Here is an 18,987-nt window from a genome sequence, read left to right on the forward strand (position 1 = left end):
GCCGCGGGGCGGTCCCTAGGCTGACGCGATGGGCAACGTCTTCGGCAGCGGCAGCGGCAGCGGCAGCACGGGCGACGACCTGTGCCTGTCCAACGGAGGGACGGCCGCCTTCCTCGACGCGCTGTGGCTGGCCGTGTCGGACCTGGCCCGCCGCCCCTGGGACTTCCGGTTCGCCGCGTTCCTGGCCCTGCGGGACCAGAACGTCATGGGGCGCGGGGTCGTCGGATTCGACCTGGAAGACATCGACTGGGGCGGCACCCCGGCCGAGCGGGCACGGGCCAAGGACTTCGTGCTGAGGGTGATCGACCTCGCGCTGGAACGGCACCGCTGGGACGAGCTGACCTACGAGCCGCCGTACGTGCCCGGCTACCTGCGGCGCTACCGCGCCATGGTCGAGGCCTTCACCCCGCCCCCGCGCCCCGCCGGCGAGGACGTCTTCCCCGGCCCGGACGCCGCCGTCACGGCCTCGTGCGTCCGCCACCGGGTCCTGGACGCCCTGCCGTACTGGGAGGGCTGCGTCTTCTGCACCGGGGGGACGATGCGGTCGCCCGCCGACCGGGCCGGGAAAGAGCCCGCCGCCACGGCGCAGTACCCCGGCGGCGAGGGTCCGGCGGAATGACCAGGTCTCCGCGGGCCCGCGGCCGGTGATCCGCCGGGCAGGCCCTGGCGCACCGCGGCGCCGCCGCACCCCGCGCCCGCACCGCGGCCGTGCGACGCTGGTGAGGTGATGCTGACGGACCTGGTCCGGCTCCGCCGGGCGCGCGACACAATGGACCGCGACTACGCGGAGCCCCTCGACGTCCCCGCGCTGGCCCGCGCGGCCCACATGTCGGACGGCCACTTCTCCCGCAGCTTCCGCGCCGCGTTCGGCGAGACTCCCTACAGCTACCTCATGACCCGCAGGATCGAGCGGGCCAAGGCCCTGCTGCGGCGCGGCGACCTGTCGGTGACGGAGGTCTGCTTCGCGGTCGGGTGCACGTCACTGGGCTCGTTCAGCTCGCGGTTCACCGAGCTGGTGGGCGAGAGCCCGAGCGCCTACCGGGCGCGCCCGCACGAGCAGGGCGCGGCCGTCCCGGCCTGCGTCGCCAAGATCTTCACGCGGCCGCTTCGGAGAGCGGAGCCGGCCGGGAGCCCGGAGCCGGCCGGGAAGGCGGGACCGGCCGGCCGTGCGGAACCGGCAGGGAACGCGGAACCGGTCAGGATCGGAGAAGCGCAGCACGCGGCCCGCCCGTAGCGTGAGCTGCATGGACATCAAGCTTTCACAGTGCTTCATCGCCGTCGACGACCACGACAAGGCCCTCGCCTTCTACCGGGACGTGCTCGGATTCGAGGTGCGCAACGACGTCGGGTTCGAGGGGATGCGCTGGGTGACGGTCGGCGCCCCGTCGCAGCCCGACGTGGAGATCGTGCTGGAGCCGCCCGCCGCCAACCCCAACGCCTCGCCGGCCGACAAGCAGGCCATGGCGGAGCTGCTCGCCAAGGGCATGCTGCGCGGCGTGATCTTCTCGACCGACGACTGCGACGCCGCCTTCGAGCGGATCCGGGCCTCGGGCGCCGAGGTGCTGCAGGAGCCGATCGACCAGCCGTACGGGGTCCGCGACTGCGCCTTCCGCGACCCCGCGGGCAACATGCTGCGCTTCACCCAGCGCCGCGCCGGGTGAGCCGTCCGCCGGCGGCCTACGGCGCGTCGTCCTCGAAGAACTGCGTCTCGTAGAAATCCATGAGCTGCTCCGCCGTGTGCCCGGTCGTACGGGCGAAGTCCTGAGCGACCGCGGCGGCCCAGTTCCCCAGCGACAGGGCCAGCGCCAGGATGCCGTCCGTGCCGTGCTTGGCCTGGATGGCCTTGATGGTGGCCAGGTTCACCCACGGCACGACGCCGGGCTCCTTCTCCGCCACGGTGCGGCGCAGGAGTTCGATGACGGTGCGGGTCATCTCCGGCTGCAGCGGACGCAGCCGTTCGCGCTCCTCCGTGACCCTGGCGACGATGCGGGCGCGCTGCTCCTTGTCCACGGACCTTCCCCTCGCTCGGCGGTGGCGACCGCCTACCGTAGGGCCGCGGCGGGCGCCCGGGGGAGGGTTTGGTGCGATGGTCAGCGTACGGGTGAGGCGGTATGGACGGGCGGTGCGTAGGGGGTCACCGTTGACGAAGGATCGTCGGCGGGGGTCATGATCCGGCGGCCGAGCGCGAAGGTCCCGGCGAACTCGACCGGGACGTCGAGCTGCAGCGCGGTCACCAGCTCCCCGGTGAGCGGCGGCCGCTCCGTGCCGATGCGGTACGCGGTGCGGATCAGCTCGTCGTCCGGACCGCTGTTGTCCACGGTCTCGAACCCGTCCCCGGATGGCCCCCACTGACCGCTGACCCGCCACGTGTACCGCAGTTCCAGCAGGCCGGGGGAGGGCAGGCGCCAGGTGAACCGCCCGATGCTCAGCTCGCCGCTGAAGCTCTCGAAGCGGCTCCATCCGCGGCCGCCGGCCAGGAGGACGAGCTCGCTCGTCTCCATCGCGCCCGCGTCGAAGGGCGCGCTGCGCCACTGGCCGGTCACCTGCTCGTCGAGGGAAGTCACCCGGGGATTATGCGCACACGGCCGGGCCCTACGGGCCCGCCGCCCCCGGGCTGCCCGGTAGGCCAGGGCGTGCGCAGCCCGGTGGGAAGCGGCAGCGGGACGGTGCGGTGCCGGGAGCCCCGGCACCGCGGTCGCCGGCTCGGCGGTGGTCACCGGAGGGAGATGCGGCTGGAAGCCTCCTTGGGGAGCTTGTCGTTGACGAACGAGACGGTGTCGCCCACGGGGCTGTCCTCGACGTCGGTGAGGTGTGCGAGCCGGTTCATCAGCGGCCGCGGGCTGAGCCCGCCCCCGCCGGCTGCCTGGGCGGTGCCGGATGCGGAGACGGCCCCGCACACCAGGAGGGCCGAGCCCACAGCAATACGCGTCACGATGCGGTTCTTCATGCTCTGCAGAACGACGATGGGGGCGAACCGACACGGATGGGATCATCAGCCCCTGGAAAACACATGAAAGGCATTAAGGACACAGGGGTGTTGGCGCCCCGGCCGGGGCGCTCGCGCAGCCGGGGAAGGTGCGTACGAAAAATTCCCGGCGCAAAGATGATTTTTTACCCGCCCGTGCGGCGGGGCAAAAATTTCTGCCCCGCCGATCAAGGTTCCGTGCTACTGTCTTTTCAGTTGCAGTTGTGGTTCCCAAAGACTTGCAAGTGTTCCTCACCGGCCTACCGGTCGATGGCGGCACTTTTTGTATTTCCGGCTTATTTCCGGACGGGGTAATCATCGCGGCGATGCGGGGCCCGCAGGGTGCGGACCCCGGGTACTGCCCCGAAGGAGATTTGACATGGCTACTGGCACCGTGAAGTGGTTCAACGCGGAAAAGGGCTTCGGCTTCATCGAGCAGGACGGCGGCGGCGCCGACGTCTTCGCCCACTACTCGAACATCGCCACCCAGGGCTTCCGTGAGCTCCAGGAGGGCCAGAAGGTGACCTTCGACGTCACCCAGGGCCAGAAGGGCCCCCAGGCGGAGAACATCCTTCCTGCCTGACGCCCGTCGTCCGACGCGCTGAACGCGGCCGGGGCCCGCACTTTGGGTGCGGGCCCCGGCTCGTTGCATTTCCTCCCCGCTTATCCGGCCGGACACCACCGGACCACCGGGAGTGGCTCGCCGGACGCCGGGGAATTCCTCGCCTTCTCCTCCTACCTCGTTGAGGCACTATGCGCTGCGTTATCGCCCGTTTCCCCTTCGACCTGGTCAAGAGCGAGGTCGAGCACATGATGAAGGGCGTTACGCCCGAGCCCGCCACGGGTGCCTGCGTGGTCATCGGCCGCCGTACGTACCCCGTCAAGCAGGTCGGGCAGGTGATCACCAGGCAGGACCGGCGTGACTTCACCGCCGACGAGGTCACCCGCGCGCTGACGCGGCTGGGCTTCACCTGCTGCTCCGTGTCCGCCGAGCCCGCCGGTCCCGTGCTCGGAACTTTCTGAGCGAGTCCGCGAGCCCCCGCCCGCGAACCCGCCCGCGGCCCGTCGGCCCGCCGGGATCAGCCGCGGGCCTACTAGGGGGGCACCACCGCCGGAGAGGGTGAGCTGGCGCGGCCCGGTTCCGCCGGCCGGGTGCAGCCCCGCCGACCCGCCCGCCATACCCTTGCCCCGCCCTCCCTTCCTGCGGAGCATGCGGCACATGGCAAGTTGCGAAGTATGCGGTAACGACTACGACCTGGCCTTCTCCGTGGAGACTCAGGACGGCTCGCGTCACGTCTTCGATTCCTTCACCTGCGCCATCCACAAGATGGCCCCCGTCTGCGAACACTGCCAGGTCAAGATCATCGGCCAGGGAGTCGAGGCGGACGGCCACTGGTACTGCGGAGCCCACTGCGCACGCTCCGAGGGGAAGGTGGGGATCGTGGACCACGTCTGACGGTCTGCGGACCGCGTCCGGCAGACCACGGACCGCGTCCGACGGAGCGCGCGCCGGGGGCCGGAGCGGCCGGCGCGGCGGTACGGGGCAGGGCCGCATGGCATTGTGATCATGTGATTCTCCTGGTCTTCATGCTCCTCCTCGCCGTTCCCGTGGCCGCCTGCCTGCTGCTCGTGAGGGCCGTGCGTGCCGTGGCGACCCGGCGGCTGACCCACAGGGAGGGCGCTGCTGCCTGGGCGGAGGCGGCGGGCTGGCTGCTGTGCTGCGCGGTGCTGGCGTACGGGGTGGGCGTGGGGTTCATGTTCCTGACGCCCTGGCCCGACTGGTGCCCCGTGGTGAAGTTCAGCGACGCCCCGGACCCCTCGGCCGCGCCCCCTCACCCCCGCGTGGAGAACGGCTGGTTCCCGCTGAAGGCCCGGTGCGTCTCCGACGTGCACACCCCGGTCGACTTCATCCCCGCGGCCGTCAACCCCGTCCTGCTGGGAAGCCTCGCGGGTGCGGCGGGCTGTGCGTCGATGAGCGTGTGGCGGCGGCGGAGGCCGGCGACCTGAACCGGAGCGCAGTGCACCCGGCGTTCTGCCTCCTTACTCTCGTTGCAGGAGCACACACGGCGGCCCACGCGGAGCCTTCTATGACCACAGCACGGGATCTGATGATGACGGCCATGGACGCGGCGACCACGCGCCCCGTGGAGCCGGGCGATCTGTCGCTCGCGCTGGCGGGAGCGGAGGTGATCGACCTCCTGGCCGCAGGGGCCGCCACGCTGGACGGCGACAGGATCGTGCCGGGCGACCGGACCGCTCCGGCCGACCGCGTGCTGGACGAGGCCGCGGCGGCGCTCGTCCGGGAAGCACCGTACGAGCCGGTCGGCGACTGGCTGTGGCGCAGGGGCCGCGGCCTGGCGTCGGTCTACCTGGCCGCTCTGGAGGCGGACGGGCAGCTCACGCGGCGAGGCAGCCGCTGGATGCCCTTCCGTGCGGGCAGGACGGTCCCGGCCGATTCGGCCGACCACCGCCGGGCCGAGGAACGCCTGGCGGCGGACGAGCCCGTCCTCGCCGCCCTGGCGGCGGCCGCCGGGCTCCGCGACAAGAGCGGTGAGGAAGCGCCGGCCGAGGCCGGCGACGCGGTCGAGAGCGTGCTCGCCGCGGTCAATGACGCGTTGCTCGACCTGGAGGCCGTACGGCAGCGGCGCGCCATCGAGCAGGCGGCCTTCGACAATGTCTGGCGAGGCGCCTGACGGCACGCGGCGGACGGGCGGGCCGGAGGCGGCCGTCCGGGGTTGTCGTCAACCGGCCTAGGCCCGGCGCGCGGCCGGACTTGGTTCCCCGGGCCGATACGGGGGCGGGCGACCGCGCCTAGCGTGCTCCGTATGGACATCACGGACACCAGCGGCGTACTCGATGAAGCGCTTCAGCGGCTGCACGCCGCGGGCCCGGAGCGGCTCGGACGGCTCACCAACCACGCCCCCATGGTGGCCGAGGCGCTCGTCGCCCGCGGCCGCCCGGATGCGGTGCACCGCTGGCTCGATCTTTACGAGGAGCGGCTGGAGGAGTTCCCGGCCGCCGTGGCGCCCGTCACGGACGCCGACTGGGCCGGCGCGCTCGGCGACCCGCGCCGGGCCGCCGACTGGATCGCGTACTTCGGGCGCACGCTCCCCGAACACGGCTGGCAGAGCGTGCTCGCGACGTGGTGGCCCCGCCTGCTGCCGGGGATGTACGGAGGGTCGACCCACCCCGTGATCCGCGTCGGTCACGCCGTACGCGCACTCCTCCGCGACGGCGCGAGCGAGCCCCGGCTGACCGAACTCGCCCACGGGCTGGGCTACTGGGCCGCCCGCCACCACCCGCTCGCCGGGATCACCTGGTTCCCCGCCGCCCCGCACGCCGCCGCGAGCCTGCACGCCGTACCCCCGATCCGGGACCTCGACGGCGGTTTCCCCATGCGGCTGGCCCGCATCGAGCGGCTGCCCGCCTGGGCCGGTGACGTGACCGACCCGGCCACGGCCCGGGACCGGCTCGCCGAGCTGGTGCGCGCCGCGACCCACCGCTACGCCACCCACGGCCACGGAGAAGCGACCATGCTCGTGCATGCGGCCACGGCTCCCAGCGCCGTCCTGCGCACCCTTCCCGCACTGCCGCGGGCCCTGTGGGCGCCGAGTCTGCACGCGGCTTGGACGGCATCGGCCGCGGTCACGGCGATGTACGCCCCGGCCGAAGCCGCCTCGTACGTGCCCCCTGGCCGCGTCGCCGCCGGAGACGTGATCGAGCGCGCGGTGGCGCACGGCGACGAACACGTCATCAAATTCGCCGACACGGCGCTCGATGTCGCTGACAAGACAGACAAGACAGACGAGGCAGACGGGGCGGACGAGCAGGCGCATGCCGCCGTGCTGCGTGCGATCGAGCTCAGCGAGCCGCTCGCCTGAGGCCCGCAGGCAGGGGCTACTCGGCCGGGCCGGCTCCCAGCCGGGTGACCAGGTCGTGCCAGGTCGCGTCCAGGCGGTCGGGGGACATGCCGCGCTCGACGGACAGGTGGTGGATGAGGGTGGTGTCGAGGTAGCCCAGCAGCGTGTGCGCGAGGAGCTCGGCGTCGCCGTCCACGCCCGCCTCGCGCAGGAGCATGGCGACGTGCGTGAGGCGCAGGTGGCGGGCGGGGACGCTGTAGGCGCGCAGCGGATCCGTGCGGGTGGCCAGGATCAGGTCGTGGTGGTCGCGCTCGTGGCGGATGACCGCGGGCCCGAAGGCGTGCAGGCGCTGCGCCGCGGGGGCGCCGGGGCCCAGGGGCGGCGGGCCCGAGATGAAGGCCGCCTGGAGCTGCTGTTCGCGGTGGTCCAGGAGGGCCAGCAGGAGACCGGTGCGGTCGCCGAAGCGCCGGAAGACCGTGCCCTTGCCGACCCCGGCGGCCGCGGCCACCGCCTCCATGGTCAGGTTCGCGGCCCCGCACCGGGCCGCCAGCCGCGACGCGGCCTCCAGCAGGCGCGTGCGGTTGCGCGCCGCGTCGGCCCGCAGCTGCGGGGGCTCGCCGACCGGGATGAGAGCGAGACCCGGGTGCTCGCCCCGGGTGCCGTCAGGAGTGCCGTCGGGGGTGCCGTGGTCCGGGCTGGGCGGGGGCGGGGTGAAGCCGGTCATGGGGCCAGCGTAGCGCGTCGGAACAATAACTGGACCGCGGTCCGGATAAGTGCTACAACTTTAAACAGGACCTCGGTCCGGTTTTAACTCTTGTCGATCACCCCCCTCTGGAGTTCCCCATGTCTGTCCGCATCCTCGCGCTCGTCGGCAGCCTCCGCGCCGGGTCCCACAACCGCCAGCTCGCCGAGGCGGCCGTCAAGATCGCCCCCGCGGGCACCGACGTCCAGCTCCTCGAGGGCCTCGCCGACGTGCCCTTCTACAACGAGGACATCGACGTCGAGGGGAGTGTCCCGGAGGCCGCCGCCGAGCTGCGCGAGGCCGTGGCCCGCGCCGACGCCCTCCTGCTGGTCGCGCCCGAGTACAACGGCACGATGCCGGCCGTGCTGAAGAACGCCATCGACTGGGTGTCGCGCCCGTTCGGCGCCGGTGCGATCGCAGGCAAGCCGGTCGCCGTGGTCGGCACCGCCTACGGCCAGTACGGCGGGGTCTGGGCGCAGGACGAGGCCCGCAAGGCCGCCGGCATCGCCGGCGGCGCGGTTCTGGAGGACGTCAAGCTCTCGATCTCCGGGTCCGTGACGCGCTTCGCCGACCTGCACCCCGTCGAGGACGCCGAGGTCACCACCGCCCTGACCGCGGTCATCGAGCGCCTGGCCGAGGCCGCCGCCGAGTGACCTGCCGGCCCGCACGTCTCGGGCACGCGGGCCCCCGGAGCGCCGTCAGCGCTTCGGGGGCCTCACCCATCCCTTCTTGACCAGCTGGTCGCAGTGCCACTTGCCGTAGCGCTTGCTCTCCCCGCGCTTCTTGGTGGCCTTGATGCAGTCCGCGTAGGGGAAGGGCGGCTTGTCGGCGGCCATGTGCGCGGCGGGCGGGTGCGCAGCCGGTTGTCCGGCCGGCATGTGGACGGCGGGCGGGGCCGCGGGGGCAGGTTGTGCGGCCGCTGCGGGCGCGGCCAGGGCACCGGCCATGACGGCCGCGGCCAGAGCGATTCTCATCCGACGCACAGTTTCTCTCCGCCTTCTCGTTTTCCTACCGGCCTGTGCCGGTTCGTACGGGTCCTGGCGTTTTTCGCGTACATAGGCCAACGAGCCGGAGTACCGCGGGAAACGTTTCCCGGGAGGGCTTTCACCCCGAGGGCGGCGGGGCGGCCTGCGGGGCCGCTTCACACTGCTTCACACCGCTTCGCACCGCTTTCACGCCGCCGTACGGGCGATCTGGGCGTCCAGGGCGGCGCAAAGCCAGTCGTGGGAGGCCCCGGGAGTCGGCTGGGCCGGGCCCCACAGTTCGGCGGCGAGCTGCCAGTAGAGGTCGATGCGGGGGTCCGCGGCGAGCTGGCTGCTGAGCTCGCGGCGGAAGGCCGGGGTGTCACGCGTGCCGCGCGAGCGCGCGTAGGCCTCGACGAAGCAGTCGAGCGCCTCACCGTCGTACGGCGCCCGATGCGCCCGCAGTGCGGGCGACGCCAGTGCGTACGCCTCACTGAGGCCCTCGTAGAGCACCGCCGGGCGGTAGCCGCCCCCGGTCCGGTGCGCCGCAGGCTGCCAGTCGCCGGCGCCGGCCGCTCCGGGGCACGGGCCCGAGACGAGGGCGTGCAGCCGGGCGAACGCCAGGACCTGCGCCGGGGTCGGATCCGCGGGCGGCTGCGGAACAGCCTGGTCGACGACCGCGGCCAGCACTCGGGCCGGAAGCCGCGGGGGCAGCCAGCCGCGCCAGAACCGGGCCAGCGCGGCCGTGCTGGGCGGGGCGGACACGGCGCCGACCAGGCGCAGCCGGTCCGCGCGCTCCCCGGCCGGGCAGTCCCGGACGAGCTGAAGGGCGGCCTCCCGCCAGCGCAGGGCGGCCAGTTGCGAGCCGAGCTCCCGCAACTGCCCTGCGACGGCGTCCTCCAGAGCGTCCTCCATCGCGTCCTCGCGGTCGAGGACCCGGCCTACGTCCGGAACCGGCAGGTCGAGGGCGCGCAGGGAGCGGATCAGGCGCAGCCGGCCGAGGGCCTCGGGGCCGTACCGGCGGTGGCCTCCGGCGCTGCGGCCCGCCTCGGGCAGCAGACCGCGGTCCGAGTAGAAGCGGACGGTCTTGACGGTGACGCCCGCGCGCTCGGCGAGCTCTCCGATGCTCCACATGCCGTCAGGTGACACGGCTTGATCCTCCCCCAGCAGGAGCTTTTACCGTACCGGCGAACGCGGACGGCCCGTCGGGCCGGGCCCGCGGACCGAGACGGACGGGCACGGGAAGGCCCGCGAAGGCTTGCGAGGAGGAGAGATCATGACGGCATTCGTTCTGGTGCCGGGCGCCCACACGGGCGGCTGGATCTGGGAGGACGTGGCCGCCCGGCTGCGGGAGGCGGGGGCCGAGGCCCATCCCGTGACGCTGACCGGCATGGGCGGCGGCCACGACGAGCACGACGAGGCGGACACGAGCGCGCCTGCCGGCACCGACCTGGAGACGCACGTCCAGGACCTGGTGCGGCTGATCGACGAGATCGACGCGCCGGAAGTGGTCCTGGTCGGACACTGCTACGGCGTCCACCCGGTGCTCGGCGCCGCCGGACGGCGCGCCGAGCGGGTCGCCCGCATCGTCTACGTGGACACCACCGTGCCCCAGGACGGCGCCCCCGCCCTCGAACTGATACCGGATCAGGCCCTGCGCGACGGGCTGCGGAAGCGGGCCGGAGAGACCGGGGCCGACGGCCTGCTCTCCCCGCCGGCAGCCGCCGAATGGCAGCGGTGGGGCAGCCCCGCAGGTATCCCCCAGGACGCGCTGGACCGGTTGACCGGCCTCGCCGCGCCGCAGCCCCTGGCCACGCTCACCCGGCCGCTCCGCGTGCCGGGCGGGGCGGTCTCCGAGCTGCCGACGACCGGCGTCCTCTGCACCGCCAACGGAGCCGGCATCGCCCTGGTCGAGTCACTCCTGGAGCTGGGGGACCCGCGCCTCAAGGAGCTCGCCCACCCCCGGACCGGCTTCTTCGAAATCGGCACCGGACACTGGCCGATGCTCTCCGCCCCCGGCGAACTGGCCGCGATCCTGCTCCGCGCCGCCGCGGGGGAGGGGCACCGGCTGTCCGCGCCCGCGAGCGAAACGCCGCCCCACCTGCGGCCCTTCCTCCTGGACGTACCGGAGCAGCGCCGGGAGCGCGTGGGACGGGTCGATCTGCACCTGCCCGACGCCGATGGTCCCCGCCCTGCGGTGGTCTTCGTCCACGGCGGCCCGGTCCCCGCCGGCCTGCGGCCGACGCCGCGCGACTGGTCGCTCTACACCGGCTACGCGCAATACGCGGCGAGCCTGGGAGCGGTCGGCGTGATGCTGGACCACCGGCTTCACGACATCACCGACTACGAGCGCGCCGCCGAGGACGTCGCCGCGGCGGTCGAGCTCGTACGGGCCGACCCGCGCGTCGACGGGGAGCGGGTCGCGCTGTGGTTCTTCTCCGCCGGCGGGCTGATGTCGGCGGACTGGCTCGCCGCGCCGCCGCCGTGGCTGCGGTGCGTGGCGGCGACCTACCCCCTCCTCGCGCCGCTGCCGAGCTCGGGGCTCGCCGGCTCCCGCTTCCGTCCCGCGGCCGCGGTGCGCGCGGCCGGGCCCTTGCCGGTGGTGCTGACCCGGGTGGGCCGGGACTTCGCGGAGCTCGCGGCGACCGTCGGGGAGTTCCTCACCGCCGCCGGGGAGTGCAAGGCCGCGGTCGAGGTCATCGACGTGCCCGACGCCCGGCACGGCTTCGAGACGATCGACCACAGCGAGCAGGCGCGCGACGCCGTGGAACGCGCGATGCGGTCCGTACTGGAGCACTTGGCCGTACCGGAGCACTTGCGCGACTCATGACCGGCCGGCGGCGTGCCACGCACGGGCGAGCTGACGGACCGACGCGAACCGCTGCCCTGGATCGGTCCGGGTGGCCCGCTCCACGACCGCGAGCCGACCGGGCCCGCCCCGCCAGGCGTGCTCGCCGTCACCGGCGTCGAGGAGCAGGCGAGCGGCACGCCCGAGGGTGAACACGGTGGTGCGGATGTCGATGACGGCCCCGCGCAGGAACTCCTCGGGCGCCATGAACCGCGTGGAGCCCGGCAGCCGCCCGTCCTCCAGGACGAACGGGCCCGGGCGGTATTCGTCGAGGTCGACGAGGTGCAGGGTGCTGCCGGCGAAGTCGTACAGAAGGGAGCCGTCGTAGAAGTCCACGGCGACGTGACCCGCGTCCTCCACCGCGAGGTGCGCGCTCAGGATCCGCTCGAAGGCGCGCAGGACGAGGGGGAGGGGCAGCGCCCGGAAGCGCGCCATGGCACTGCCCGGGGCGGTGCGGTCCGCGGCTCCGCGGACGGCGGGGTGGTAGAGGACCTCGCCGTCGCGCCACGGCATGACCACCGCACAGCCGCCCCGTACGGCGATCCGGTGCACCTGAGGGACGATCGCCGGGTGCCGCACGGCCCGGTGGAAGGCCCAGGCCCGGTCAAGGGACCGCCGCGCGTCGCGGGTGACGGCTTCCTTGACGAACCACCGCTCTCCGCCGGCGAGACGGACGCCGTAGGACACGCACCCCGAGTCCTGTTCCCGGAAGGCGGTGAAGATCCTTCCAACCCGGTCGAGATGAGCCTCGATGGATACGGACGAGGTCTGAGAGACGTCCAGTAACGGATGAGGTGGCATGCCGTCATCGTGCCACCTCCGCCGTCGTCGCGTCGGCGGCCGGGAACGGCGCGGTCCCCACCGCGTGGGTGGGGGCCGCGCCGTTCGCGTTGCCGGACGCCGGCCTGCTTACTCGACGACGAGCTCGACGGCGATGTTGCCCCGGGTGGCCTTCGAGTACGGGCAGACCTGGTGGGCCTGCTCCACGAGGCGGGTGCCCGTCTCGCCGGCGAGGCTGTCGGGGAGTTCCACGCGGAGGGTGACGGCGAGGCCGAAGCCGGTGTCGTCCTTGCCGATGGAGACCTCGGCGGCGACGGAGACGTCCTTCGTGTCGACCTTCGCCTCGCGGCCGACCAGCCCGAGCGCGCTCGCGAAGCAGGCCGCGTAACCGGCGGCGAAGAGCTGCTCCGGGTTGGTGCCCCGGCCGTTGCCGCCGAGCGCGGGAGGCATGGCCAGGGCGAGGTCGAGCTGCCCGTCCGAGCTCACGGTGCGGCCTTCGCGGCCGTTGGCGGTGGCGACAGCGGTGTACAGCGCATCCATGGGGAGTTCCTTCGGTTCGGCGGTCCCTGTACGGAAGCGGCGCCTCCGTACAGTCGAAAGCATTGCACACGATTGAGTTGTGCACAATTCAATGGGGTGCGGGTTACCCTTGGGGCATGACCGCTCCGCCCTCCCCCCTCCCGGACGCCCCCCTCCCGGACGACGCGGAGCTGCTCCGCCTCGACCACCAGATCTGCTTCTCGCTGCACGCCGCGGCCCGCGCCTTCGGCGGCGTCTACCGCGACGCCCTCAAGGACCTCGGCCTCACCTACCCGCAGTACCTCGCCATGCTCGTCCTGTGGGAAGAGCCCGACCCCCAGCCGGTCAAGGCCATCGGCGAACGGCTGCGGCTCGACTCCGGCACCCTCTCCCCGCTGCTCAAGCGGCTCGAAGCGGCCGGCCTCGTGGTGCGCGAGCGCAGCGCGGAGGACGAGCGCTCGGTCGTGGTCCGCGTGACGGACGCCGGCGAGGAGCTGCGCGAGCGCGCCCTGCCGGTGCCCCGCCGCATCGTCGCCGCGTCGGGTCTGTCCCTGCAGGACGCCTTCACACTGCGCGGGCTGCTGGAACGGCTCACCGAGAACCTCGACGCGTCACAGGCGGGGCAAGCGGGGGAGCGCTGACCGCTCGCCCGCGACGCGCGGGCCCGGCCGTGCCGTACCCGGATTGTGAGGATCATCCACTTATCGTGACCCCATGGGTGATCCCACGGGTGACGAGAGCGGCCCCGGCGCGCCCCGCGCCCCTATCCGCGCCCCCGTCCGTGCCCGGCGGCGCGCCCGTACCCGCCGGCACGCGTTCCGCCACTCGCCGTTCTTCCCCGCCACCGTGCTCCTGCTGATCGTGGCCGCGGCCGCCGGGCTCTTCGCCGGCTCCTACTCGTACGCCATGGCCAATCCGACCCCGCACAACATCCCCACCGCGGTCACGGGCGTCCCCGCCCCCGAGATCAAGCGGGCCGAGTTCGTCCAGGGCATGGAGGAGGCGCTCGGGGCCGAGCTCCGGCTGCGCCACTTCGCCACCTACGAGGCCGCCCGGAACGCCGTCGACGACCAGCAGGTCTACGCCATCCTCCAGGACCGTCCCGGCGCTGCCGGGCTGGACGTCTCCGGCGCCTCCGGCGCCACCGTCGCCCAGCTCCTGACCGAGACCGCGCCGGAAGCCGGAAAGGCCGTCGGCGTGCCCGTCACCGTCAAGGACATCAACCCCCTGCAAAAGGGCGACCCGCGCGGACTCGCGCTCTTCTACATCACCCTCGCCGCAGTCATCGTCGGATTCGTCGGCGCCATTCAGATGGGCGTCCACGCCTCCGCGCTCAATCCCGCCGAGCGCATCGCCTTCACCGCCGGATACTCCGTGCTGGGCGGCTTCACCATTGCCGCCGTCGTGGACTGGGTGCTGGGCGCCCTGAAGCTGCCGTTCGCGGAATCCTGGTTCATTCTCGCGCTGACCATGTTCACGTCGGGAATGGTCTTCACGATGTTCAACGCCTTGTTCGGGCGGTGGGCGATGCTGCCGACCTGGGGGCTCATGGTCCTGCTGGGCAACCCCTCCTCCGGCGGCGCCGTCTCCTGGCCCCTGCTGCCCTCCCTCCTCGGCGAGATCGGCCGCTGGCTGCCGCCCGGCGCCTCCGTGAACGCCCAGCACACGGCCGTCTACTTCCGGGAGCACCAGCATTTCTTCCCGTTCGCCGTCCTGGGCGCCTGGGCCGCCGTCTCCTGCGCCGTCTTCTGGATCCGGCGCCACCGCCACCCCGGCGGACGCGAGGCGAACGCCGGCGTTCCTGAGTGAGTGCGCGCTCGCGTGGAGTGACGCGCGGGGGTCTGCGGTGTGAGGCCGCCCATGAGGCGTGGGTCACTTACGAATCGCGTTAGTGGACGGGGTGGCGGAATGAGGGGGAAAGGGCCGCATATTTCTGAGTCCTATGAATGGGGGTAGTAGGTCACGGTGCTTGTCAGGGGTTTTCGCTGCCGCTAACAATTGCGGGGTCGCTGGGCGCCGTCGACCGAGGAACGGCGCTTCGTTATTGCGCCGCTTCAGGGCCGGGCGACATCCGCGATTGGAAGGTCAGCAGACCACTGCCGCCGTTACGGCTGCCAAGGCCGACGCCGGCAAGGTGAGCGCCGAGAAGGAGCGTGCGGAGAAGCAGGCCGCTAACCGTTCCACTGAGCGCAAGGCCCTTGAGGCCAAGCCCGCCGCCGCGAAGCCGGCCGCCCCCGCGAAGCCCGCTGCCCCCGCGAAGAAGGCTTACGCGGACAACGTGGACGGCTGGATCAGCGAGGCCCTGGACATTCTGCGGGCCAAGGGCATTCCGGCTTCGTACGAGGGCATCAAGAAGAACGTGATGCGTGAGTCGACCGGTAACCCGCGCGCCATCAATGACTGGGACGTCAACGCGGTCAACGGCGTTCCCTCGAAGGGTCTGCTGCAGATGATCGACCCGACGTTCAAGGCGTACCACGTCGAGGGCACGTCCTGGGACATCTACGACCCGGTCGCCAACATCACCGCTGCCTGCAACTACGCCGCCGACAAGTACGGCTCCATGGACAACGTCAACTCCGCGTACTGATCCACGACAGGCGTCGCGAACCATCGCAAGGGCGGTGGCACCCCGGACCTCCGGGGCGCCGCCGCCCTTCGCGTCGTACATAGTCTATTTAGACTGTTAGAGTTCGACCATGCCACGACGCACTCTGGACAACCCCATCGTGCTGGCGGTGCTGGGCCTCCTGCTGGAACAGGCCTCGCACCCGTACCAGATGCTCGCCGAGCTTCGGCAACGCAGCGACAGTCACGCGGCCGCCGTCACCCGGGGCACGCTCTACAACACCGTCGCCGCCCTCAACGAGGCGGGCTGGGTGGCCGTTCAGGGTCAGCAGCGTTCGGGGAACCGCCCCGAGAGGACCGTCTACGCGCTCACGGAGGCGGGGCGCGAAGAGCTCGTACGGCGGCTGGACTCCCAGATCCGCAACCCCGAGCGGGAGTTCACCCGGTTCCTCGGCGCCGTCACCTACCTCGGCGCGCTCGGTCCGGACGGCGCCGTGGAAGCCCTCACCGAGCGGGCGCAGCGGCTCCGGGAGCGCACGGCTGCCGACGAGGAGCGCCTGGCTTCCGCGCGGGCGGCCGGTGCACCCCGCCTGTTCGTCATCGAAGCCGAGTACGCGCTGTGCCTCGCACGCGCCGAAACGGCATGGATCGACTCGGTCGTCGACGACATCCGTACCGGCGCACTCACCTGGCCCGCCGTCTGATCCGGCCCTCCGCTTCACCCGACAGCTGAGAGGAACCGCCCCATGACGCCGACAGCGCATGACGGAATGCTCTTCGGGATATACCCGGGCAGTGTCACCGGTGACGACGCCGGAGGCCTGGCCGCCGGCCCGCCCGACGACCCGTCCCGCATCACGGCCGCACTCGACCTGCTCCAGGGGAGGACCGGCCGCCCCTTCCTCGTCCGCGCCTACATCAGCTTCGACGACACCACCCGGCCCGGCCGGCCCCACGCCACGTCCACACCGGCCGCCGCTGCCCAGTACGCGGTGCGGGGCCGCCGCCTGGATCTCGTCGCCCAGTACCAGTCCGCCTCCGGTGACGTCGAGGGCTACTGCGCCTTCCTCCGCGAACTGGTCGAGCAGTACGGGGACGTCACGAGCACGCTGCAAGTGACGGAAGAGCCGAACGTCACGTCGGTGGCCACCCTGGACGGCGCCTATCCGGACGTGCGCGAAGCGATCGTCCGGGGCGTGACCGCGGCGAAGGAGCACGCACGCGCACTCGGGCACGCCCACCTGCGGGTCGGCTTCAACACCACGCCCCTCTTCGGGCCGGCCGCGTCCTTCGTCACCGACCTGACCGGCCGGGCAGGGGACGCCTTCCTCGCCGACCTGGACTACGTGGGCCTGGACTTCTTCCCCGACGTCTTCCAGCCCGTCGCCGCGCCCGGCCTCCCGGGCGCCGTCGAGGGACTGCTGAACCACCACCGCCACACTGTCCTGGCCCCCGCCGGCCTCGGTCACCTGCCCCTGCACATCACCGAGCACGGCTGGCCCACGGGCCCCGGCAGGCCCGCCCACCGGCAGGCCGAGGTCGTCGAGACCGTGGTGGGCGCCGTCGCCGCCCTTGCCGGGCCGCTCCGGCTGAGCGGTTACACACACTTCGCCCTGCGCGACGCCGACAGCGCGAATCCCGGTCTGTTCCACCGGTTCGGGCTCATGACCGACGACTACGCGCCCAAGCCCGCCTTCGGCACTTTCGCGAAACTCGTCGAACGCTTCGGCTGAGACGGCCGTGATCGCGCCGCCCACCGGTGCCCGGCACCGGTGGGCGGTGGCTGGTTTCCCGCCTTGGGGGTTCTGTGAAGAGCGTGGAGAATCCGCACCGTTACGCCATGCATCTCGAGTCACATCAGTGAGGAGAAGCCATGCGTTCGGTGAAGACGGTTCTCGCTCTCGGCGTCGCGGCGCTCGCCGCGGCGGGAAGCCTCACGACTCCCGCGGCGGCGGCCGCACCCGCTGCCGACTCCGGCGGCAAGGCCATGACCTGGAACCTGATGGCGGACGGCCCCGGTGGAACCGTCCAGGTCGGCGGCGGCCCCCTGAGCAACCCGTACCAGGGCGACACCGCCACCACCACGGCCCTGCCCGTACTCTGCCTGAGGATCGACGGCCGGGCCGCCCCCGCCGGCATCACCCCCGGCTTCTACGCGGGGTGGGCCCGGGGCGAGGTCGCGGCCACCAACCCCCTCCGCGGCACCCGCCTGACCAGCCGCGCGGCCGCCGACGGCGTCTGCGCGAACACCTTCGGCACGGGCTGGCGCATGGCCGAGTTCCACGACGGCAGATACGGTCCCGACCTGGAGAACTCGGGAGGCTGGAGCTTCTGGGCCTACGGCGACGTCCCCGCCGGCACCCGCTTCTGGACGGCCATCAACGACCAGCCGGCCAACCCCTGGAACAACTGACCCCGACGGCAGCCACGTATGCGAACGCGTACGCGTGTACGTACGTGAGTACGTGACTGAGTACGCGTGCTCAGGCCGGTCCCGCGCGGATCACGGACGCTGGGACCATGACGACGCCTCACCCCCACCTCACCCTTCCGCCCGCGCCCCCGGCCTCTTCCCCCTCCGGCCGGGGGCCGGGCAACCGGCGGACGATGGTGGCCGGTGCCGTGGCGGCCCTGGTTCTGCTGCTGGTCGCCGGGGTCGCCGCCGGGTGGTGGATGACGACGCGTGACGAGGACACGGCGCCGTTCGCCGGCAGGCCCCGGGTCACCGACGCCGCCGCCGGACTCTCCTACGCGATACCCGAGGGGTGGGAGCACGACGGGCAGCAGAAGCTGATCAGCGCTTTCACCTCGTCGGTCACCAAGAAGCAGACGGGCGGAGAGGGCGGCAGCACCGTGCTCGCCGGCCGCGCCGGAGCGGTCCCGCAGGCGGCCCTGCAACGGCAGGCGGAGCGGGCCGCCCGCTCGAACGCGGAGTTCTTCTACCCGGATGGCAGTTCTGAACCGGAGGAGTCCAGGCCGACGACGGTCGACGGGCGGCCCGCGCACACGGTGGCGCTGAAGGTCAGCCCCGGCAAACCCGGCACGGGCACCCCGGGGCACCTCCGCCTGACCCTGATCGCCGTGGACGACAGCCGCTCGGCGTTCCTCCTCGGTGTCGCGCAGCCGGGCGAACCGGAGGAGAGCCGGGAGCTGGACAAGGTGATGGAGAGCGCCGCGCTGGGGAAGTAACGGGCAGCGCCTCGCCGGATCCTCAGTCGGTGCCGCGGAGGTAGACGCGGCTGGTGCCCTCGCCGGCCCGCGCCACCGCGACGTCGAGGGAGTTCAGGTCGCCCTGGCAGGGGGCGCACACCTGACCTTCGCGGACGTCGGGCAGGGACTCCGGCTCCGGCAGCCCCAGATGCGCGAACGGCGTCGTCGGCTTCACCGCTCCGGCGACCGGCTCCTGCCGCGTCCGCAGCGGTCGCTCCGGGGCCAGCTGCGCGACGAATCCGTCGACCTCGCTGCTGGGCAGGACGAAGGCCAGGAGCAGCCCGTCGTCCTGGAACCCCTTCTGGTGGGCGGCCCTGACCTCGGTCGCCGTGGCCGGGACCGCCACGTGCAACTGCTGCGCGACCGCCGGCGGTGCGGCCCCGTCCAGCCAGTACGGCACCTGCCGGCCCGGAGACCGGGGTGCGTCCCGCGCGCCGTCATGCGCCGTCGCCCCGCCGCATCCCGCCATCAGCCCCGCAAGCACGGCCGCGCCACCGGCCAGAACGGCACACCGCCCCCGCCGCCGCATCCCC

At 72.7% G+C, this 18,987-nt stretch carries 27 protein-coding genes; 18 read left to right on the forward strand and 9 right to left on the reverse strand.

Annotated features, from left to right (window positions below):
• Positions 1-28 precede the first annotated feature (28 nt).
• From IF61_RS0109010 to IF61_RS0109020, 3 genes are all read left to right on the forward strand, one after another.
• Positions 29-619, forward strand: a complete 591-nt coding sequence (locus IF61_RS0109010) for a hypothetical protein (protein ID WP_245684453.1) — start codon at positions 29-31, stop codon at positions 617-619.
• 108 nt (positions 620-727) lie between these two features.
• Positions 728-1,234 carry a helix-turn-helix transcriptional regulator gene (locus IF61_RS32115; RefSeq protein WP_052392536.1) on the forward strand — a complete coding sequence of 169 codons (507 nt, stop codon included), beginning with the start codon at positions 728-730 and terminating at the stop codon, positions 1,232-1,234.
• A gap of 10 nt (positions 1,235-1,244) precedes the next feature.
• Complete coding sequence (locus IF61_RS0109020; protein WP_030365756.1) at positions 1,245-1,661, forward strand: VOC family protein; 417 nt, start codon at positions 1,245-1,247, stop codon at positions 1,659-1,661.
• 16 nt (positions 1,662-1,677) lie between these two features.
• Here the strand turns inward: IF61_RS0109020 and IF61_RS0109025 are convergent, their stop codons facing one another.
• From IF61_RS0109025 to IF61_RS0109035, 3 genes are all read right to left on the reverse strand, one after another.
• Complete coding sequence (locus IF61_RS0109025; RefSeq protein WP_030365757.1) at positions 1,678-2,010, reverse strand: hypothetical protein; 333 nt, start codon at positions 2,008-2,010, stop codon at positions 1,678-1,680.
• A gap of 80 nt (positions 2,011-2,090) precedes the next feature.
• A complete protein-coding gene (locus IF61_RS0109030; protein ID WP_030365758.1) occupies positions 2,091-2,564 on the reverse strand; it encodes a hypothetical protein in 474 nt (157 codons plus the stop codon).
• A 149-nt stretch (positions 2,565-2,713) separates the two neighbouring features.
• Positions 2,714-2,932, reverse strand: a complete 219-nt coding sequence (locus IF61_RS0109035) for a hypothetical protein (protein ID WP_157848567.1) — start codon at positions 2,930-2,932, stop codon at positions 2,714-2,716.
• A 412-nt stretch (positions 2,933-3,344) separates the two neighbouring features.
• Here IF61_RS0109035 and IF61_RS0109040 point away from each other — a divergent pair, with 412 nt between their 5' ends.
• The 6 genes from IF61_RS0109040 to IF61_RS0109065 all read left to right on the forward strand — a co-directional run bounded on the left by IF61_RS0109040 (position 3,345) and on the right by IF61_RS0109065 (position 6,846).
• Positions 3,345-3,548 carry a cold-shock protein gene (locus IF61_RS0109040; protein ID WP_030365760.1) on the forward strand — a complete coding sequence of 68 codons (204 nt, stop codon included), beginning with the start codon at positions 3,345-3,347 and terminating at the stop codon, positions 3,546-3,548.
• A gap of 170 nt (positions 3,549-3,718) precedes the next feature.
• Positions 3,719-3,988, forward strand: a complete 270-nt coding sequence (locus tag IF61_RS0109045) for an SCO5918 family protein (RefSeq protein ID WP_043188272.1) — start codon at positions 3,719-3,721, stop codon at positions 3,986-3,988.
• Positions 3,989-4,184: 196 nt separating this feature from the next.
• Entirely contained in the window at positions 4,185-4,421 is a 237-nt protein-coding gene (locus IF61_RS0109050) for a hypothetical protein (RefSeq protein WP_030365762.1), read from the forward strand.
• A gap of 113 nt (positions 4,422-4,534) precedes the next feature.
• Complete coding sequence (locus IF61_RS0109055) at positions 4,535-4,972, forward strand: hypothetical protein (protein ID WP_030365763.1); 438 nt, start codon at positions 4,535-4,537, stop codon at positions 4,970-4,972.
• Positions 4,973-5,052: 80 nt separating this feature from the next.
• Complete coding sequence (locus tag IF61_RS0109060) at positions 5,053-5,658, forward strand: GOLPH3/VPS74 family protein (RefSeq protein WP_030365764.1); 606 nt, start codon at positions 5,053-5,055, stop codon at positions 5,656-5,658.
• 132 nt (positions 5,659-5,790) lie between these two features.
• Complete coding sequence (locus IF61_RS0109065; protein ID WP_030365765.1) at positions 5,791-6,846, forward strand: questin oxidase family protein; 1,056 nt, start codon at positions 5,791-5,793, stop codon at positions 6,844-6,846.
• A 16-nt stretch (positions 6,847-6,862) separates the two neighbouring features.
• On the opposite strand, the gene IF61_RS0109070 is transcribed toward IF61_RS0109065, so the two are convergent.
• Complete coding sequence (locus tag IF61_RS0109070; protein ID WP_043188274.1) at positions 6,863-7,549, reverse strand: TetR/AcrR family transcriptional regulator; 687 nt, start codon at positions 7,547-7,549, stop codon at positions 6,863-6,865.
• Between the two features lie 119 nt (positions 7,550-7,668).
• Here IF61_RS0109070 and IF61_RS0109075 point away from each other — a divergent pair, with 119 nt between their 5' ends.
• Complete coding sequence (locus IF61_RS0109075; RefSeq protein ID WP_030365767.1) at positions 7,669-8,220, forward strand: NADPH-dependent FMN reductase; 552 nt, start codon at positions 7,669-7,671, stop codon at positions 8,218-8,220.
• A gap of 45 nt (positions 8,221-8,265) precedes the next feature.
• Here the strand turns inward: IF61_RS0109075 and IF61_RS0109080 are convergent, their stop codons facing one another.
• Both IF61_RS0109080 and IF61_RS0109085 read right to left on the reverse strand, forming a co-directional pair.
• The gene (locus IF61_RS0109080; RefSeq protein WP_030365768.1) at positions 8,266-8,541 is read right to left on the reverse strand and encodes a hypothetical protein; all 276 of its coding nucleotides are present in this window, start codon (positions 8,539-8,541) and stop codon (positions 8,266-8,268) included.
• A gap of 198 nt (positions 8,542-8,739) precedes the next feature.
• Positions 8,740-9,663 carry a helix-turn-helix domain-containing protein gene (locus tag IF61_RS0109085; protein ID WP_030365769.1) on the reverse strand — a complete coding sequence of 308 codons (924 nt, stop codon included), beginning with the start codon at positions 9,661-9,663 and terminating at the stop codon, positions 8,740-8,742.
• A 142-nt stretch (positions 9,664-9,805) separates the two neighbouring features.
• Between IF61_RS0109085 and IF61_RS0109090 the strand changes: the two genes are divergently transcribed.
• On the forward strand, positions 9,806-11,359 hold the full coding sequence (locus IF61_RS0109090) for an alpha/beta fold hydrolase (protein WP_030365770.1): 1,554 nt from the start codon (positions 9,806-9,808) through the stop codon (positions 11,357-11,359).
• Here the strand turns inward: IF61_RS0109090 and IF61_RS0109095 are convergent.
• On the reverse strand, positions 11,354-12,178 hold the full coding sequence (locus IF61_RS0109095; protein WP_030365771.1) for a serine/threonine-protein kinase: 825 nt from the start codon (positions 12,176-12,178) through the stop codon (positions 11,354-11,356). The genes IF61_RS0109090 and IF61_RS0109095 overlap by 6 nt on opposite strands.
• A 108-nt stretch (positions 12,179-12,286) precedes the next feature.
• Positions 12,287-12,697 (reverse strand): organic hydroperoxide resistance protein, encoded by a 411-nt coding sequence (locus tag IF61_RS0109100; RefSeq protein WP_030365772.1) that lies wholly within the window; start codon positions 12,695-12,697, stop codon positions 12,287-12,289.
• A 116-nt stretch (positions 12,698-12,813) separates the two neighbouring features.
• Between IF61_RS0109100 and IF61_RS0109105 the strand changes: the two genes are divergently transcribed.
• The 7 genes from IF61_RS0109105 to IF61_RS0109135 all read left to right on the forward strand — a co-directional run bounded on the left by IF61_RS0109105 (position 12,814) and on the right by IF61_RS0109135 (position 18,433).
• Entirely contained in the window at positions 12,814-13,317 is a 504-nt protein-coding gene (locus tag IF61_RS0109105) for a MarR family winged helix-turn-helix transcriptional regulator (RefSeq protein ID WP_030365773.1), read from the forward strand.
• A 73-nt stretch (positions 13,318-13,390) separates the two neighbouring features.
• A complete protein-coding gene (locus tag IF61_RS0109110) occupies positions 13,391-14,485 on the forward strand; it encodes an ABC transporter permease (RefSeq protein WP_245684454.1) in 1,095 nt (364 codons plus the stop codon).
• Between the two features lie 268 nt (positions 14,486-14,753).
• A complete protein-coding gene (locus IF61_RS0109115) occupies positions 14,754-15,266 on the forward strand; it encodes a transglycosylase SLT domain-containing protein (protein WP_425428218.1) in 513 nt (170 codons plus the stop codon).
• Between the two features lie 109 nt (positions 15,267-15,375).
• Positions 15,376-15,948: a PadR family transcriptional regulator gene (locus IF61_RS0109120; protein WP_030365776.1), complete on the forward strand. Its 573-nt coding sequence runs from the start codon at positions 15,376-15,378 to the stop codon at positions 15,946-15,948.
• A gap of 42 nt (positions 15,949-15,990) precedes the next feature.
• Positions 15,991-16,977 carry a glycoside hydrolase family protein gene (locus IF61_RS0109125; protein ID WP_245684455.1) on the forward strand — a complete coding sequence of 329 codons (987 nt, stop codon included), beginning with the start codon at positions 15,991-15,993 and terminating at the stop codon, positions 16,975-16,977.
• Between the two features lie 140 nt (positions 16,978-17,117).
• Positions 17,118-17,657, forward strand: coding sequence for a hypothetical protein (locus IF61_RS35110; RefSeq protein ID WP_052392537.1), 540 nt, complete (start codon positions 17,118-17,120; stop codon positions 17,655-17,657).
• Between the two features lie 107 nt (positions 17,658-17,764).
• Positions 17,765-18,433: a DUF8017 domain-containing protein gene (locus IF61_RS0109135; RefSeq protein WP_157848568.1), complete on the forward strand. Its 669-nt coding sequence runs from the start codon at positions 17,765-17,767 to the stop codon at positions 18,431-18,433.
• 22 nt (positions 18,434-18,455) lie between these two features.
• Here IF61_RS0109135 and IF61_RS0109140 read toward each other — a convergent pair whose 3' ends face one another.
• The gene (locus IF61_RS0109140) at positions 18,456-18,854 is read right to left on the reverse strand and encodes a hypothetical protein (protein ID WP_052392538.1); all 399 of its coding nucleotides are present in this window, start codon (positions 18,852-18,854) and stop codon (positions 18,456-18,458) included.
• Positions 18,855-18,987 lie beyond the last annotated feature (133 nt).

Source organism: Streptomyces roseoverticillatus (assembly GCF_000719265.1).
GTDB classification, from domain to species: domain Bacteria; phylum Actinomycetota; class Actinomycetes; order Streptomycetales; family Streptomycetaceae; genus Streptomyces; species Streptomyces roseoverticillatus.

Bases quoted from the DNA above. Each gene is read 5' to 3' on its own strand.
- IF61_RS0109100 (WP_030365772.1), bottom strand. From the start codon at position 12,697: ATGGATGCGCTGTACACCGCTGTCGCCACCGCCAACGGCCGCGAAGGC.
- IF61_RS0109020 (WP_030365756.1), top strand. From the start codon at position 1,245: ATGGACATCAAGCTTTCACAGTGCTTCATCGCCGTCGACGACCACGAC.
- IF61_RS0109045 (WP_043188272.1), top strand. From the start codon at position 3,719: ATGCGCTGCGTTATCGCCCGTTTCCCCTTCGACCTGGTCAAGAGCGAG.
- IF61_RS0109090 (WP_030365770.1), top strand. From the start codon at position 9,806: ATGACGGCATTCGTTCTGGTGCCGGGCGCCCACACGGGCGGCTGGATC.
- IF61_RS0109085 (WP_030365769.1), bottom strand. From the start codon at position 9,663: ATGTGGAGCATCGGAGAGCTCGCCGAGCGCGCGGGCGTCACCGTCAAG.
- IF61_RS0109080 (WP_030365768.1), bottom strand. From the start codon at position 8,541: ATGAGAATCGCTCTGGCCGCGGCCGTCATGGCCGGTGCCCTGGCCGCG.
- IF61_RS32115 (WP_052392536.1), top strand. From the start codon at position 728: ATGCTGACGGACCTGGTCCGGCTCCGCCGGGCGCGCGACACAATGGAC.
- IF61_RS0109110 (WP_245684454.1), top strand. From the start codon at position 13,391: ATGGGTGATCCCACGGGTGACGAGAGCGGCCCCGGCGCGCCCCGCGCC.
- IF61_RS0109125 (WP_245684455.1), top strand. From the start codon at position 15,991: ATGACGCCGACAGCGCATGACGGAATGCTCTTCGGGATATACCCGGGC.
- IF61_RS0109065 (WP_030365765.1), top strand. From the start codon at position 5,791: ATGGACATCACGGACACCAGCGGCGTACTCGATGAAGCGCTTCAGCGG.
- IF61_RS0109095 (WP_030365771.1), bottom strand. From the start codon at position 12,178: ATGCCACCTCATCCGTTACTGGACGTCTCTCAGACCTCGTCCGTATCC.
- IF61_RS0109120 (WP_030365776.1), top strand. From the start codon at position 15,376: ATGCCACGACGCACTCTGGACAACCCCATCGTGCTGGCGGTGCTGGGC.
- IF61_RS0109010 (WP_245684453.1), top strand. From the start codon at position 29: ATGGGCAACGTCTTCGGCAGCGGCAGCGGCAGCGGCAGCACGGGCGAC.
- IF61_RS0109070 (WP_043188274.1), bottom strand. From the start codon at position 7,549: ATGACCGGCTTCACCCCGCCCCCGCCCAGCCCGGACCACGGCACCCCC.
- IF61_RS0109060 (WP_030365764.1), top strand. From the start codon at position 5,053: ATGACCACAGCACGGGATCTGATGATGACGGCCATGGACGCGGCGACC.
- IF61_RS0109050 (WP_030365762.1), top strand. From the start codon at position 4,185: ATGGCAAGTTGCGAAGTATGCGGTAACGACTACGACCTGGCCTTCTCC.
- IF61_RS0109135 (WP_157848568.1), top strand. From the start codon at position 17,765: ATGACGACGCCTCACCCCCACCTCACCCTTCCGCCCGCGCCCCCGGCC.
- IF61_RS35110 (WP_052392537.1), top strand. From the start codon at position 17,118: ATGCGTTCGGTGAAGACGGTTCTCGCTCTCGGCGTCGCGGCGCTCGCC.
- IF61_RS0109075 (WP_030365767.1), top strand. From the start codon at position 7,669: ATGTCTGTCCGCATCCTCGCGCTCGTCGGCAGCCTCCGCGCCGGGTCC.
- IF61_RS0109105 (WP_030365773.1), top strand. From the start codon at position 12,814: ATGACCGCTCCGCCCTCCCCCCTCCCGGACGCCCCCCTCCCGGACGAC.
- IF61_RS0109040 (WP_030365760.1), top strand. From the start codon at position 3,345: ATGGCTACTGGCACCGTGAAGTGGTTCAACGCGGAAAAGGGCTTCGGC.